General features: G+C 41.4%; 14 protein-coding genes. 10 read left to right on the forward strand and 4 right to left on the reverse strand.

From position 1 onward, the window contains the following. Positions 1-102: 102 nt before the first annotated feature. A complete protein-coding gene (locus KSK55_RS01840) occupies positions 103-495 on the reverse strand; it encodes a hypothetical protein (protein ID WP_214418697.1) in 393 nt (130 codons plus the stop codon). A 223-nt stretch (positions 496-718) separates the two neighbouring features. On the opposite strand from KSK55_RS01840, the gene KSK55_RS01845 reads away from it, so the two are divergent. The 4 genes from KSK55_RS01845 (at position 719) to KSK55_RS01860 (ending at position 7,974) form a co-directional block, all read left to right on the forward strand. Further along, complete coding sequence (locus tag KSK55_RS01845; RefSeq protein WP_214418696.1) at positions 719-1,723, forward strand: chemotaxis protein CheW; 1,005 nt, start codon at positions 719-721, stop codon at positions 1,721-1,723. A gap of 87 nt (positions 1,724-1,810) precedes the next feature. After that, positions 1,811-4,198, forward strand: a complete 2,388-nt coding sequence (locus KSK55_RS01850; protein ID WP_218607952.1) for a methyl-accepting chemotaxis protein — start codon at positions 1,811-1,813, stop codon at positions 4,196-4,198. Positions 4,199-4,206: 8 nt separating this feature from the next. Further along, positions 4,207-6,609 carry a hybrid sensor histidine kinase/response regulator gene (locus KSK55_RS01855; RefSeq protein ID WP_218607953.1) on the forward strand — a complete coding sequence of 801 codons (2,403 nt, stop codon included), beginning with the start codon at positions 4,207-4,209 and terminating at the stop codon, positions 6,607-6,609. 54 nt (positions 6,610-6,663) lie between these two features. Next, positions 6,664-7,974: a hybrid sensor histidine kinase/response regulator gene (locus tag KSK55_RS01860; RefSeq protein WP_218607954.1), complete on the forward strand. Its 1,311-nt coding sequence runs from the start codon at positions 6,664-6,666 to the stop codon at positions 7,972-7,974. A gap of 11 nt (positions 7,975-7,985) precedes the next feature. Here KSK55_RS01860 and KSK55_RS01865 read toward each other — a convergent pair whose 3' ends face one another. Beyond that, complete coding sequence (locus KSK55_RS01865) at positions 7,986-9,254, reverse strand: divalent metal cation transporter (protein WP_218607955.1); 1,269 nt, start codon at positions 9,252-9,254, stop codon at positions 7,986-7,988. A 113-nt stretch (positions 9,255-9,367) separates the two neighbouring features. Between KSK55_RS01865 and KSK55_RS01870 the strand changes: the two genes are divergently transcribed. The 5 genes from KSK55_RS01870 to KSK55_RS01890 all read left to right on the forward strand — a co-directional run bounded on the left by KSK55_RS01870 (position 9,368) and on the right by KSK55_RS01890 (position 15,082). Next, positions 9,368-10,366 carry a hypothetical protein gene (locus KSK55_RS01870; protein WP_218607956.1) on the forward strand — a complete coding sequence of 333 codons (999 nt, stop codon included), beginning with the start codon at positions 9,368-9,370 and terminating at the stop codon, positions 10,364-10,366. A 120-nt stretch (positions 10,367-10,486) separates the two neighbouring features. Beyond that, positions 10,487-11,794 carry a condensation domain-containing protein gene (locus KSK55_RS01875; RefSeq protein ID WP_218607957.1) on the forward strand — a complete coding sequence of 436 codons (1,308 nt, stop codon included), beginning with the start codon at positions 10,487-10,489 and terminating at the stop codon, positions 11,792-11,794. 453 nt (positions 11,795-12,247) lie between these two features. Beyond that, complete coding sequence (locus tag KSK55_RS01880; RefSeq protein WP_218607958.1) at positions 12,248-13,582, forward strand: Fic family protein; 1,335 nt, start codon at positions 12,248-12,250, stop codon at positions 13,580-13,582. Positions 13,583-13,991: 409 nt separating this feature from the next. Then, the gene (locus KSK55_RS01885; protein ID WP_218607959.1) at positions 13,992-14,495 is read left to right on the forward strand and encodes a hypothetical protein; all 504 of its coding nucleotides are present in this window, start codon (positions 13,992-13,994) and stop codon (positions 14,493-14,495) included. Between the two features lie 29 nt (positions 14,496-14,524). Then, the gene (locus KSK55_RS01890) at positions 14,525-15,082 is read left to right on the forward strand and encodes a hypothetical protein (RefSeq protein ID WP_218607960.1); all 558 of its coding nucleotides are present in this window, start codon (positions 14,525-14,527) and stop codon (positions 15,080-15,082) included. A gap of 56 nt (positions 15,083-15,138) precedes the next feature. On the opposite strand, the gene KSK55_RS01895 is transcribed toward KSK55_RS01890, so the two are convergent. After that, positions 15,139-15,321, reverse strand: a complete 183-nt coding sequence (locus KSK55_RS01895) for a hypothetical protein (protein ID WP_218607961.1) — start codon at positions 15,319-15,321, stop codon at positions 15,139-15,141. Between the two features lie 57 nt (positions 15,322-15,378). Here KSK55_RS01895 and KSK55_RS01900 point away from each other — a divergent pair, with 57 nt between their 5' ends. Then, entirely contained in the window at positions 15,379-15,981 is a 603-nt protein-coding gene (locus KSK55_RS01900; protein ID WP_218607962.1) for a hypothetical protein, read from the forward strand. A gap of 8 nt (positions 15,982-15,989) precedes the next feature. Here KSK55_RS01900 and KSK55_RS16650 read toward each other — a convergent pair whose 3' ends face one another. Further along, positions 15,990-16,304: a DUF2637 domain-containing protein gene (locus KSK55_RS16650; RefSeq protein WP_218608848.1), complete on the reverse strand. Its 315-nt coding sequence runs from the start codon at positions 16,302-16,304 to the stop codon at positions 15,990-15,992. Between the last annotated feature and the right edge of the window lie 249 nt (positions 16,305-16,553).

A 16,553-nucleotide genomic window follows, 5' to 3' on the forward strand; every position in this document is an offset into this window, starting at 1 on the left:
ACTTCATTCACTGATATTTTTGGTGGAAACTATCATAAATTCGAATAGAAAAAATTCACAAAAATAAAATTTAAAAAGAGAGTTATTTCAGGATGGAAAATATTATTCTGTCTCTTTTGCTTCCCTGACCATAACTCTGACACGCTCGATAACTTCGATCTTTTTGCGGTAATCTCCTTCTATCTCACCTTTGATCTGATCAAGAATTTCGTCAATTGTCCGCTGAAGACTATACACTTTTACCGGGCGGCCTTTCTTTTCAGTAATATGGCTTGTAACAAAAACCCAACTTCTCTTAATCAGTTGGTTGATTGCAATACTGACTTCAGGCTGCCGAAGATCTGATATCCGTTCCAGTTCCCGTGATGTCAGGTCATACCCCTTGAACAAGACAACAAGTATTCTGGCTTCCCCGCTCTTCAAACCAACGTCGGTTAGGATATCAATTATCTGTATATCGGTATCCGAAAGATGAACTACTGTATCCGGACCCATCCCCATCCCTGATTCATTCCATTGTTTTTATTATATTATTATTATATCGATCTGAAAATTTCTATCATTTTATAGGTTTAAATCCAATAATCTGCTATAATTAGGTGTAAATAGCCCTTGTTTTATAAATGGGTGAGAAGAAATTTTTCATCCATTCTCAGATGCTGGGGTATTATAATGAAAAACATCAAAACTTGAATATCTTTCACGGTAGTTCAGAGTTATGGAGCATTACCTGTTTTTTTCTGTGGAACGAATCCGATGCGGTGTCCCTCTCAGTGATACGATATCAATGATCCGGATGGTCAGCATTTCACCATATTCTGATCCGCAAAAAGGACAAACAGGAGTGATAAACCTTCATGGTGAGACATTACCGGTGTATTCGCTCCGTGAACTATTCGGGTTTCAAAAGCGCTCTCCCCTCCCCTCGGATAATCTGATAATCGTTCAAAAAGGGCTTGAAACAGTTGCTCTCTGGGTGGATGAAACCTTCATTGTTCAGGAAGGCGACCTGAGGGCGGACGACCGGTTTAGATCTGAACGGCTTCAGACGATGATTCCTGGAATCAGGATCATTCGATCAGACCTGGTCATCTTTTTCGATCTCATTGAATTTCTTGATTATGGCATTCATTCACAAACAAAACTGGTGGATGTTATTCAAATTCAGGATAATGAGAGTGATGCTGCATCCGATTCCTTCCTGCGCGATGATCTCACCACCGGCTGTTTGTTACAGGAACGGGCAGATCAACTGGCATTACCCAAAGAGCAGACAGAGCGTCCTCCGGTCATTGAAGTGATTCGGTTTAATCTGATGTACCAGGAGTATGCGGTTGAGATGAAATATATCAGAGAGGTTATTCAAACTTCTGAAATAACCCCAGTGCCTGGAACACCTGATTTTATCGCCGGGATCTGTTCTGTCCGGGGGGAGATAATATCCCTTGTAAATCTCCGGGTATTACTTTCAATTCCTGAAAAAGGACTGACAGACCTGAACCGGGTTATTGTGCTCACTGATGGAAATCTGACGTTTGGTCTTCTTGCTGATCAGATCACCGGAATCGGGATGATAAAAATAGATGAGATAGACCGGAAATACCGGATGGAAAATTCCATTTGGAAGAATTATATCTGTGGAACAATTGAATCACTGCATGTGCTTAATGCTAAATCGCTTCTGACTGATCCGAGGATGATAATAGATGATACTGAAACATAACATGATCTATTGTACAGATCTCCGAACTTTTGGAAACAAATGCTCTCGCTCTGAACACCCTGCAATAAACCTGCGTAAGGAGGCTTTATGATTCAGTTTTTTTCTAATATGAAAGTCGGCACAAAAATATTGGTAATTTCTCTGTTTCTTGCAATTATTCCAACATTACTCCTGGGTGTGGTATCGTACACCAGCTCTACCAATGTGATTAACGAGCAGATAGAGACGCTTTTAAAAACACAGGTCCAGGATATGAAGGGATGGACCAATGATGTCTATAAACTCACCAGAAACAAGGTCAATAGTGATCTGAATGTGCTCAGGCAGAACTTCTATGCCAAAGGATCACCGGAGATTATCAATAATAACATGACTCTGATAGACAAAAACGGAAAACCATTTGTCGTGAATGGAAATTTCGAGATAGTCGACGGGGTCCGGGACCTGGTGGGTGGTGCTGCTACTGTCTTCCAGGTCGTAAATACCACTTATGCGGTCAGAATATCGACCAATGTCAAGGGAACAGATGGGGAACGTGCCGTTGGGACTCACCTTACTGATAATGTCTATGAAGTAGCGGTGAAAGAAGGTGAGACCTATTATGGAAGAAGGGACCTGTTCGGGGTGAATTATGTCACCGCATATGAACCTATCCGGGATCGGAATGGTACGGTCATCGGAGTATTATTTGTCGGAACTGAGGAAGAACAGACATTAGATGTTGTAAAAAAGAGTATCCGTGATACGGTTGTCGGCACAAACGGATACATGTATGTTCTGGACAGTAATGGGATTGTACTTGTTCACCCGACGCAGGATGGTGCAAACTGGTCCCAGATGGGATATGTCCAGGAGATGCTTGAGAAAAAAGACGGAGCCATCATCCACCAGGTAAACGGAACAACGGTTTTGGATGCATATACCTACTTTGAACCACTTGACTGGTACATTGTTTCACGGGCGGAGATGTCTGATTTTGACGGTCCTATTGATACCATTCGAAACACCATCCTCGCTATCGTTGTCGCGTCAATCGTACTCGGTGCGGTCATAGCATTTTTATTTGGCCGGTCAATTGCAGAGCCTCTCCAGCAGGTGGTTGTCATGATCAAAGAACTCCGGAATGGTCATTTATCTGCCAGACTGAATATCAGGCGGGAAGATGAGATCGGTATCATGGCAGCAACGATGGATGAATTTGCCGATGATTTGCAAACAAACGTCGTTGGAAATATAGTCAAAATTGCAAATGGTGAATATATCCAGGAATTTACCGGACCGGTGGATGAGCATGACCAGATACGTCCATCACTCCGGCTTCTTGTTGAGTCGCTTGATCACCTTCATAAAGAGACAATTAAACTGACAGATGCTGCCCGGGCAGGAGATCTCTCCATCCGAGGTGATGAACGGGCATTCCGGGGTGGGTACCGGATGATCATCGCCGGATTTAACAAGACCCTTGAGACCATTACCGAACCAGTGAATGAAGCCATGAGACTTGCCGGGTGTTATGCATCCGGTGACTTTACCGCCCGGTTTGATGAGAAGATACCTGTTGCCGGAGAATTTGTTGCATACAGAAATGCTCTTAATACGATTGGTATTGAGCTTTCCCGGCTCATGAAATTAATAACTGAGGAACTTTTTGAAGGTGTGTCTGTATTATCGGTTGCATCAAGTGAGATTCTGACCGTTACCTCTCAATTATCATCAGCCAGCAGTCAGACTGCAGAAACGGTCAATGAAACTTCTGACACGGCTGAAACGGTTCGGAAAAAGACCGATTTGGTAAACCTGAAGACAAAGTCAATGTCTGAAAAAGCCATGAAGGCGATTGAGGTTTCAGAGACCGGTCAGCAATCTGTTCAGGAAATTCTTGATGGAATGAATCACATTCAAAGACAGATGGATATGATCAGTATGAATGTTGTCAAACTCTCTGAACAAAGCCAGGCTATCGGGGAGATTATTGCAACGGTGACCGATATATCCGAACAATCAAATCTGCTTGCGGTAAATGCGTCAATCGAAGCGGCAAAAGCAGGAGACTTTGGCAAAGGATTTGCTGTGGTCGCTCATGAAATCCATAATCTTGCCCAGCAGTCCAAGCAGGCAACCGGAACAATCAGGACAATATTGACCGATATTCAGCGTGGAGTTTCATCAACCGTGGTCTCTGCAGAAAGAGGATCAAATACGGTTGCAGATGCAGTCAGACTTACAACAGATGCACGAAAGGCGATTGAGGTTCTCACCAGATCTATTGCTGATTCATCTCATGAAGCCATTGAAATTACTGCATCCATACAGGATCAGGTAGCCGGTATGGACCAGATATCAGGTGCAATTGAAAATATCCGGAGTGCTGCCCAGAAGAATCTTGAAATTACACATAAAGCAGAAAAAACAGCAGAAGATCTGCATGAACTCGGTATCAGGTTGAAGAAGATAACCCTCCAGTATCAGGTATAATCCTCCCAATGACTCATTCGGACGATGAATTCTATGCCGTCCTCCTGGCTACATTCCGGGAGGATGCTGAAGAGCTACTGACCGGAATTACTGAAGGTCTCATCAAACTGGAAGAAGCAAAGGAGAGTCCTGATCCTTCATATATCGAAGAGGTGTTTCGTAAAACTCATAGTCTGAAAGGAGCAGCACGGGCGGTAAATCTCCGGGAGATAGAATCGGTATGTTTAAACCTTGAAAATATCTTCTCCCTGATGAAACGTGAAGAGTTCATCGCATCTGCAGCAGAGTTTGATCTCTTTCATGATTCGGTAAAAAGTATCAGGAATTTCCTAGCTGAAGGAGAACGAAAAACTCCTCAACCGGTTGAGATTGTACAGCGTCTTCGTGCCTCTCTGGCCGAGCGAAAACCATCTGAACGGATAGAGGATATCGTTCTTCCTCCAATGGAGGATGTTTTTTCTGAAATTTCTCCGTTCATTAGAAAACCTGGCAGTGAGGACAAGAAGAAAATAATCCCGCTAAATCCTGATCCTGCTGCTTTTGCTGCTCCAAGTACATTTCTTGAGGTCAAACCCGCTCTCCATTCCTACGGCCAGGGATATGGAAATGATATGTACCATGGTCATATGATGGCTGAATCAGGAACCGTTCGGATTGCCGCGAAAAAACTGGATCGGCTTATTATCGGGTCTGATGACCTATTATCAACTCGTCTTTTCCTGACTCACCGGATGCAGGAACTTGAAGAGATGATGAGTCGGTTTTCTCTGTGGAAATGGAATCACAGCCTGGTCTTTAATGATCTGCATCTTATCAGAGAAACCCTCTTTGGTCAGAACCGGACCGCCCTACCTCCTGAACTGGTACTATTCCTTGAACGGGTTGTGGATTTCTTAACCTATGATCGCGAATTTGTGACAAATCTGCAACACGACCTGGCTGCTCACATTCACGCAACCGACCTTGATAGATCAGCTCTGGAAGCGAGCACTACGGAGATTGTTGATCTTATTCATGACGCAGTTCTAGTACCGGTTTCTAGCATTCTGACACCGATATCCGGACAGATCAGGCAAAATTCCCGGGCTCTTGGAAAGGAAGTTGAATTAAAATCAGAGGGAGGCGAGATCGAAATGGACCGGCGTATCCTTGATATGCTCAAAGTCCCTCTGATGCATCTGATAAATAATAGTGTTGATCATGGGATTGAATATCCTGATGAGCGTCAGGAACATAGGAAACCGACACGTGGTCAGATTCGGATAAAAATCACCGCCCATTCTGGCAGTAAAGTGGAAATCACCCTCTCTGATGATGGTCGGGGAATTGATCGGGAGAAAATCCGTCAGACCGCTTTGGGTAAGGGTCTTCTCACACAAGATGAGGCCCTGTCAATGAGCGAAAATGAAGCAATATGGCTGATATTTCGATCCGGACTTACCACAAGCCCTATGATCACGGATCTCTCTGGACGTGGCCTTGGTCTTGCTATTGTTGAGGATACCATTACCCGTATGGGTGGGGAGGTTCTGGTTTCATCTGAACTTGGTAAAGGAACAACATTTTCTCTTATCCTTCCCATCCGGCTAGCAACGCTTCGTGGGCTTGTTATCAGAAATGGAACCTGTCATTATGTTATTCCAGTTCAACAGATCCTTCAGGTCGTCAGGGTGATGAAAGATACTGTTGAGTCAAAAGATGTCAGGCAGATGGTGACCTACAAAGGAGAAATGGTCCCGATAGTCTGGCTTTCTGAGGCATTGGGAAATCAGGGATGTGGATCCGGAAATCCACAGGAAGAAGTTCCAATAGTTATTGTTGCATATGGTGCCGGAAAAATTGCCTATGCCGTAGATGAAGTGCATCAGGTTCAGGAGATAGTAGTGCGTCCTCTTGGGACCCAATTACGACGGATTAAACGAATAACCGGAGCTGCAGTCCTCGGTGATGGAAGACTTGCCCTCGTTCTTGATCCTCCGGAGTTAATTCAGGAAGGATTACGCCTTTCTGGACTGGCACCGGTGTATCAAACCAGAGCGAAAACATCAGGTCGGGTTTTAATTGTTGAAGATTCAGTAACCTCTCGGGCATTGCTTCGAAATACCCTGGAAAAAGCAGGATTTGATGTCATCACCGCAGGAGACGGGATGGAAGCATTGAGCAAACTCCTTGAGGAGCCTGTAGATCTTGTAGTATCTGATGTGGACATGCCCAGGATGAATGGATTTACTCTCACCGAGAAGATCAGAAGTGATGAACGACTCAGCCATCTCCCGGTTGTATTAGTAACTGCTTTAGATTCACGGGAAGATCGCGATCATGGGCTTTCATCCGGAGCAAATGCATACATACTTAAAGGAAGTTTTGAAAGGAATGATCTGGTACGAACAGTGAAAGGATTATTAAGATAAATACTAAAAGTTCATACCGGGGAGAATCCATTAATATATAATAAACAGGATGAAATGAATAAAAAGAGAAACAACTCATCAGTGTTCATTCTCGTCGTTGAGGATAACAGGACACAGGGTGAGTATCTGCGGTATATCCTGGAGAAAGAAGGGTACCCGGTAACTATTACATCAAACGGAAAAGAAGCACTGGCGGCTATAGCGCAAAGTCGTCCACATCTTATCCTGACTGATGTAATGATGCCGGAGATGGATGGGTATGAACTCTGTTCAGCCATTAAAAAGAATCCGGATACATCAAATATTCCTGTAATTCTTGTCACTCATTTATTCAATCCGGTTGATGTCATTAAAGGGCTTGAAGCGGGTGCTGACAACTTTATTATCAAACCCTATACTCCTGATGTAATCTATACTCGGATTATGAGCATTCTACAGGCTGATAATACACAAGAACCGAATAATAACAAAACTCCTCTGCAGGTTGTTTTCTCTGATCGCTCCTATACCATAGCAGCAACACGGCTGCAAATCATCAATATCCTTTTGTCAACCTATGAAGTGGCCGTAAAAAATAATAGTGATCTTCAGGTTGCACAGGAAAAACTTCACTATCTGAATGACCAGATGCAGAAAACCCTGGAAGAACTTCAGAAGAAAAACCAGGAACTCTCATTAGAGAATCATGAGCGGAAAATGGTTGAAACGGCATTGGCAAATGCGAACAAAAAGCTCTATCTTATGGCGAGTATTACCTGCCATGACCTTTTAAACCAGTTAAATTCTCTGCAGGGGTATCTGGAATTATCTTCTCTGGATAGAGATGAAGATCCTGCCCTGGCCTGGTCTTATGTTGATAAAGCAACAGATATCCTGGGACAGACGATAACAACTGTAAAATTTACAAAAGAATATACCGAAATCGGTGTAAAATCTCCAGTTTGGCAGAATTGCCGAGAACTTGTGAATAAATCTTTACAACACACCTCCTTGCATCATGTAGTACTTGAAAACCTCATCCCTGAAAATTTAGAGATCTATGCAGATCCACTTATAGAAAAGGTTTTCTCTAATCTTATTGAAAATGCAGTGCGGTATGGAGAGACTATCTCAAAGATTCAAATTAGGTATGAATATATAAATGGCGTTCATTCCATCATCTGTGAAGACGATGGAACTGGTATACCTGAGAATGAAAAAGGGATGATTTTTAACTATCAATATGGAAAAAATACCGGACAGGGACTATTTTTATCGAAAGAAATCCTGTCGATAACTGGTATAACCATTCAAGAGATGGGGATATTCACAAAAGGCGCAAAATTTGAGATCATCTGCCCTGAAGACACCATTAGGTTTGTCTGACTTTGTCGTATCTATAGATTAAGAAGGAAGGAGAACGGTATCTGAATATATCTTTCTATCAGGTTTATCCCGATAATGAACGATGCAACTGTTCCGGTTGCCATGATAATATACCACCATACTGATCCACGGTCCTGCACATGAAGACTTCTATCTATCCATATGAGGAGGATTCCAAGAATACTAAACAGAATCATCCTGATGGCAATGAATTCCCGAACCATCGTCTGGGTAAAGAAAAAGTCAGAAAATACTGCAGATAACACAAGAACAAACACAATACAGAGATATTTCTTTTTTGACATGAAAAATCCAGGAATTGTCCGGGGAAGTGTTACTTCTAGAACCTGTGCCCGTCCATATAATCCACCAAGGAGACTGCAAAATAAGGCAGTGATGCAGACACCGGCAAAAATCATGTTCCCATATATCCCTAGGTTCATAACTGTAAATATTGCTTCAAGGGTCAGGTCAGGTTCAGGTGCTCCTAGACCGTGTTCGTAAAAAAATACATAACCTATTGAATAAAAAAGTCCACAGAGAAGAAAGAGGATTGCCATTCCAAGTCCTGCATCGATTCTGGCACGACGTAGAATTTCTGGTTTTTCTTGTTCTGATACCTTTCCTCTCAGGTGGCTTACCATCCAAACCGAATAAAAGAGGAGAGAAAATCCAGATCCAACGCTGCTGAGTATTATTCCTGTTTCATATACACCAATATAGGTATTTAAATCAGGAATGATTCCAGCAGTAAGTTCGTCTATTGGTATGGTTATTGAGAGGATGAGTAGTCCAAATCCGAGCATAATAAAGAGTATGGCACGGATGAGTATCTCTCTGAAAAACCAGTATGAATCAAGGGCAACAAGTAGAAACAAGAGCCCAAATATACCGATGATGACATGAAACGGATTGAGATTCACCCCGAACAATTCATTGAACAGCCTGACAACTATTTGGGATGAATATCCGAGCATGAAAATTTCTATGTATAAAATTCCATTCATCATCCAGATAACCCAGTTTTTCGGACCTGGGATTGTCCCAAGACCTGTGAAAATGTCTGTTCCTGTTGCGATGGTGAATCGAGCTAGTCCGGTAATGAGCGCATATTTGAAAAGAAGGGTGAGGAATGTTATTCCTACAAATGCATATCCACTATCAGCTCCAAATGAGATGAGAGAAAGAAGCCCAACCCATCCACTCGAAGATAATGCAATAAGTAATCCAGGTCCTGGTAAGGGGTATGTACCTCTTTTTTCCTGAACCGGGTTATCCATATCGAATATTACACCGAATCAGGTAAGAAGATCGTGGTTAGTGGATGATCATGAGGGATTGTGAGTTTTTGATGCTGGGAATATAAAAGATCAGATGAGAGACCAGAGTTCAGATGATTCATATCATTATAAAAAATAAGAATATTCAATTGTTCTTTCGTTTTCTCATCTTTATTCTGATATTAGTTGGGATGCATCTCATTATATCGGGAGAGAAAAATGGCACCATATCCGGATTAAATCCGGTTTTCCCTGCAATAGATAAGGGTATGATTGTGTTTGAAAACCGAATCGACTGGACTTATGCAAATCTTGTCTCATATAATTATTCATCAGGAAATTTTCACCCATTTGAGGGTGAGCAGGTAACCAGGTACAGACCAGATATTGATGGAGATGTTGTGGTCTGGCAGGAAAAAAAGGATCTTATCTGGCAGATTTTCATGAGTAATCTTTCTACTGGAAAGATACAGCCAATCTCTTTGAGTCTGTTCAGGAAGACTACTCCACGGGTATCAGGAAATTATGTGGTTTTTGTTGACGAACGGAATGGAAATGAGGATATTGTTTTGGTAAATTTTTCATCCGGAGAAGAGAAGATGATTTGCCAGGATCATGATGTTCAATGGCAGCCGGATATTGATGGTGAATGGGTGGTTTGGGAAGACTGGCGGGATGGTGCCCTTTCACGAGGAGATATCTATGCGTATCATATCCCGACGAGTACTGAGCTTCAGATCACAAATTCTTCCTGGGCAGACTGGTTTCCATCAATATCAGGCAGTTGGGTAGTCTGGCAGGCACAGAAGTATGGTAATTTTGATATTTATGCTCATAATCTCATAAGCGGGGAAGAGATCTCGGTTACTCATCACCCAGCCAGGCAATGGCTTCCCCGGATGAGTGGGGATTTGATTGTATGGGTTGATGAAAGAAATAAAAAATGGGATATTTATGGATATAATCTTACTGAACAGAAGGAATATCAGATATCTACGAATTTGGATAATGATGCCTGGCCTGAAATTTCAGATAAGATGATTGTCTATGTAACCTATGAAAAAAAGGGAGATCCTCAGCTTCAAATAAGGTCTTTTCCTGTTTCTTCATAGTTTTAATAAAATATCCGATTCGTATTTTGTTATTTCGAATAATCTCAGCATCGGGGTTTTGATACTCATTATCCATTCGGAAACAATAGGATAATCGCACTGAAGAATAAACCAGTAGTAATGCTCCAATCACCAGTAAGACATCCTGCATCTGCTTTTGATCTCTTCAATGTCTTATACGAATGTCTCTATGAACCCTCAATGCATGTCGTCTTTCAAGGTACTGGTGAAATCTCCGTTGAACGCTTAAAAACAGCAACCCTTCGGCTGGTAGCTGCAAATCCCTACCTTCATACGAAATTCACCATAATTAATGATATCCCGTTCTGGGAAGAATTACCCAAAGATTTATGGGAACGAGCCTTTGTTATTGATTCAGGAATAGAACCGGTACCTCCTGATCACATGCCCCTCCCCCTCGATGTGTATAGCGGTCCACAAATACGGGTTACTCTGTTTCAGCGAGAGGGAGAGGATTCAAATAGGATTTGCGTAACATGTCATCATGGATTTTGTGATGCACGAGCTATCCTTTATCTATCCAGAGAACTCTTCGATCTTTATCATCGGTTAGCCAGAGAACCAGATTACATTCCAGAACCTGTGGGACTCTATGATCGAACCTCACGGGCTCTGCTAGCCACTTATACTGAAGAGGAATTGAAACATGCAGATGCAAATGCCCAGATATTCGAAGATAACTGGAGATTTCCAAATGAAAACACCGGACGGGGGATCCCAAAACTTGCATACCTGACATTACCAGAAACCAGAATGAGTGCCATCAAAGCATATGGTAAATCTCACGGGGCAAGTGTTCATGATATTCTTATTGCGGTATTTTACCTGGCAATGATACGGATACGTGATAATCCACAGGATTATGATTCTTTCCGGGGGATTTTAACATCTGCTGATATGCGACGGCTGCTCCCGGCTACTGATATTATCTATCCAATGAATTATTCAATTGCATTTGAAATACAACTCCGTATTTTTGAAGGTGCTGGTCTGTCAGATATCATCGGGAACGTGACAACAGAACTTAAATATCGAAAAGAAGGAGGTCTTGGACCTTCCAGTTTTACCCTGTTTGAGGATCTGCACAAAAATGGAATTTCAGCCGTCCGGACATTTTTTGAGGGTATGAATTCGAAATATGAATCAACCGGTCTAAAAAATCCGGTATTATCAAACATCGGAGTTATTGATTTGGATTGGTTTAATCCTCAAAGGAAGATTGATAGTCATGTTCTCACCCTGACAGATGCATGGATCATTCCCTGTGTCAGCTGGCCGTATTGTTTCCTAACTGTTGCATCAACATGTAATAACCGGCTCACGCTCATAATAGGCTATGAAGAAGGGCCATATTCGAAAGATACGATTGAAAAATTTCTAAAACTCATGGATGTCCTTCTTCCCTGAAATCTGTTTTCTTTGGAGTCAGGGATCTTTAATTCATTCATAAAAACGTAGGAAAACGGGCTTTGAACTCATCATTGAATGAATTCTGTAATTAATAAGGGATTCCAGAATTGTTGATATAATGGATAAATAATCGGGAAATATTTATTATCCGGTTCTTATAACTGATAAGGCTGTACCTGACGGACTGGATTTTTAGTATCCTGTCTCTAAATGATCTGATTAGGATATGGATATATGAGAATATTGATAATTTTAGATTGATAGAGACATAATACGTTCGTTATCTCGTATTTTATCATTTTTGCTATCTACTAACATCTACCAATATCTCCTATGTTGGTAGAATTTATATATTATCGACTCATATTTCCTAACATCTACCAAGATCTCCCATTTTGGTATATTTTACCTATATAATAATACCAGATTCCATTGAATGGAGTGATAAATATGAGAAAATTACCTGAAAAAATACCAAAATCAATCGATCAATCGCTTCTTCCATCCATCGTTACAAAATATTATGAAAATGAAGAATTTAGAAACCTCGTTAATGAATATAATGAGAAGTACCTCTATTGGGATGAATTAAAATATCGAATCTCTGACCGAAATGAAAGAAATAATGTCTGGGTAATGATGAAAACTCTCCGGAGTATGCGTTCAGATCTCCTGCAATATTCGCCAATTCTGATGAGATATACGCAATTGCCTGAAATTATTCAGAATCTTCATCGATTTGATACATATTTGTCCGGGCATATCCAAATTCATAACCGGGATTTGAAATTAGATGGCAGGTTTATTGTAAATTCTTTAATTGAAGAGTCTATTTCTTCTAGTTTATTAGAGGGGGCTGTCACTACTAGAAGAGAAGCAAGAGAAATGCTGGAAAAGAAAAAGATGCCTCGAAATGATGGTGAACAGATGGTGATGAATAATTATGAGACTCTGCACCTGATTAAAAAATATCTGAATAAACCACTTACACCAGATTTTATTCTTGAAATTCAAAGAACCGTTACAAAAGAAACCATTCCTGATGAGGATGTCGGATCTTTTCGAAATAATAATGAAATAAAGATAATGGATACAGTATATGGGACAATTCATCACATTCCCCCGGATTTTAAAAATATACACTCATTGATGGATGATGTGTGTGATTATGTCAACAGAACCAACGACTCATCATTTATTCATCCAATCATAAAAGGGATAGTATTACATTTTTTAATCGGGTATATTCATCCTTTTAATGATGGGAATGGGAGAACTGCAAGAAGTCTTTTTTACTGGTATACTTTGTCTCATGGGTATTGGTTCATGGAATATCTTTCAATTTCCCCAGAAATTTTACGAACAAAAAATCAATATGCACTCGCATATTTGTATTCCGAATATGATGATCTCGACCTGACCTACTTTATCCGGTATAATCTTGAATGTTTGAACCTGGCATTCCAGGAATTTATCAGGTATGCAGAATCAGTTCAGGAATTGCAATTGAATGCTCAGATGATCTCTCGTTCTATTGAAGGATTAACACAGAGGCAGGCTGAAATCCTAACTGATATGAACGAAAATCCAAATTATGAATACACTATTTCTCAAATTTCTGAAAAGTTTGTCATTGCCAGAGAGAGTGCAAGAACTGATTTACTTCATCTGCATGATATGAACCTGATATCTAAAGTCAGAAGAGGAAAAACGTTTTATTTCTATGTTGACCTTGAAAATCTGAAATATATTGATAGGATAAATTCTGGTAATCCAGAATATTAATGGTGGTAATCCGTAACAATTTAATAAAACGAGGTGAGTAATTCTATCTGAAAGATTTCTTATAACTTGGTTCATCTACTTCATGGATACACAAAAATAGTTTTGATTGAACGAATCCGGATGATAATTATCAGAAAACAGGTATGGTCCATGAACAGATAATACAGGAAATTCTATCAATACTCCCAAGGATAAGGCCAATCCTGGATATTCATAACTATTGAATCATTATAATCTGACGTATAATAACCTCCCTGTTACCCCTTCTGTTTTAAACAAGGAACTTTTGTAATGTGGGAAACCTGAATATCTTATTAATTCGGGCCTCATTTTCTAACTCTTTTCAACCTCTCATACCTCCCCTCCCAATAGGTAAGTGTCACACTGGTGACAGGAGAGAAAACGAACAATGGCAGATTTTGTATCAAAATCAACCGTAAAATCAGCAGAACGAATCCTTGCAACTCCGTTTGCAAATAAAGCAGCATTAAACACTCTTATCGGCGATATCCTTGTGGATAATCCGTGGGGCTGCACATCGTATGTATCTGGTGGAGAAAACCTTCCTGCAGTGTCAAAGAGTTCTGAATATTATTCTGGAACAATCATTTATGAAAATAATGATGGTAAGCAGATAGGTCGTATTTCTGTAAAGTCCCAGAGTTCTGCCGGATTTGACACAACCGTCACGAATGTTCTTGCGAATGAGGCACTCGAAACAGCAATGGGAGGGACTGGATCCCATGATAGTTCAGAGGACGGGTTCAGTATTACCCTGAAGTGTCATGCTGCGAACGGAGAACTATATAATGTCACCTTCAAGCGTGATAAGATATCAGTGACCAGTTATGAGTCTGATGCTATCCTGACAACCATTGAAACCTGGGCAGATACTATTCCGGCACTTGCCTGAGTATGTGAAATTCCGAATAAGATGGTACAATGGTGAACAAGGCTGGAATACTCCTCCTCGTTCTTCTTTTCATACCACTTCTGATCTATGCAGATTCAATTACATCTTCCCTCACCTGCAATGGTGCATCATTTGTCTCATCATCGGTTGTACAACCTGATGCTACATGGTCAGAACGAATGTCCACGAGTGATACTGCCACGATTATCAGAGATATTCTCTCTGGCGGGACTGTTCAAACGAATACCATGGTCAAATCACAGGGACCGATGGGGATTTTTGAGTACTCCACAGCAATGTCGAATAGTACCGGTGATCAGAATGTTTGTCTCTTTGATACATTTGATCAAACGATACGTAGCCGATATGAGACCACTGTGCTGGGGCTCATGCAGCAGGGTTCGTATTCGTCTATGCTCATGCAAGGTAATAATTCACGGTTCCTGGTTCATGCAAACGGGACTGGTATTCTGTTGTCCAGGGCTGAGAGTGATGACGGAAGGAAAGAGATGAATCATGGTTCGGATGCATTGGGTGATTTGAATTTGACAGAGGAGATGGAATTTGGAGCGGATTATGATATTTGAGGGTGTTTTTTCGGTTGTATCGATAGGTTTGACTCTTATATCCTGTTTGAACACAATTATTCTGTGGATATGGTATATTCATAATCGCAGAATGCATGAGATATTTTCGCATAAGCAGGATGATGAAGGAGAGTTCTGGATAGTCGGTCTTGCAGGCCGAGGCAGATGAACGGTGACAATCTCCCCTCTTCTTTTTTCCAGGCATAAAACCAGAACCTGATGAGGTTATCTTTGTACATCGATACTCTTCTCCCTTGAACCATCAGTACTTATGCTCCTATGATAATATCAGTTGCATGAATTATGGCATACTAGCGGGGTTTACCTGCTTCTTTCTGCTAATATCTCTGACTGGGTTCTGTGTTGCCGAAGAGGTTCCGGAGTATTCAATATATCTTCAGGGTGGGGAATCATCCATAACTGAAGATGCGGATGGAGGAATGCAGATTACGATTCAGGATATCGTTCCGTATATCTTTTCAGCAAACGGAAATAAGAGTCTGTTACTCCCGGTCAGGCAGATATCTCTTTATTCGTTCCCTATGAATGCTGCACTTGTCTTTTCCGGACCTGATGAAGAATCGGTCTCGTTTGTTCAGATCTCAAATCTCTCCTTATCTGATGGTAATAAAGAACTCACCTTGCAGATAGCCTCCCTGGAATTTTATGATGGAGTGATGCTCAAAGAGTTTGCAAAGAATGCTATACCGATTGACACCGTCGAAAAAGAGAAGATGAAATCTGTTGGTATGTATCTGGAAGGTTCGTTTGATGCCCCCGATAATACAGACTGTCCTCCGGGTTGTAGATGGAATGGGTTTTATTGCGGTGATTTCAGGGGATGGATCTGCTGCCCGACCGGTCCTTGTACGGCTATTGGTAACGATTGTGTGTGTTAAATTATTTTTTACTTATTTTTGGGGGGGATGTTTGTTGTTTGAAGTGAGAATACCCGAATATTGAAGATATCAACGACGGTGAAAAAATCCACCCGAATGCTGAAGGTGATCCTTGGACTATTTCCCAGGAGGGCCATGAGCGACCCGGAGATGAGGAGGGCATCAATACATATCGGCCAACACCAGGCGAGAAGAGGATCAAATCCGGCTTCGACTGCCGATGATCGGAGGCTCTCAAAGGAGAAGACGAAGGAACAGAGGGCTACGGCCAGGGTGAGGGTTCCGGTTGCAGCTGGGACGAGTGATTCGGTTTTTTTATGGATGGAGTTGTAGGGATGGGATCACCTTGGGGAGTTCGGATAGTATGTGTGGGGATTAATGATTAAAATATCTACCGACCTTCCAACCGACACGTTTCATTAGTGTAGCGGTTGAAGAAGTATGTATGGGGATAGATTCCTGTCCCAAGTGTGGCGGGAAAGTAATAAAGTGTGGGTTTGCGATCCGGTCCGGGGGGAGGAGACAGAAGTATCAATGTAAGGAGTGCGGGTATGTGTTTGTGGAAGGGCAAA

It is taken from the genome of Methanospirillum hungatei (genome assembly GCF_019263745.1).
Taxonomy (GTDB): Archaea; Halobacteriota; Methanomicrobia; order Methanomicrobiales; family Methanospirillaceae; genus Methanospirillum; species Methanospirillum purgamenti.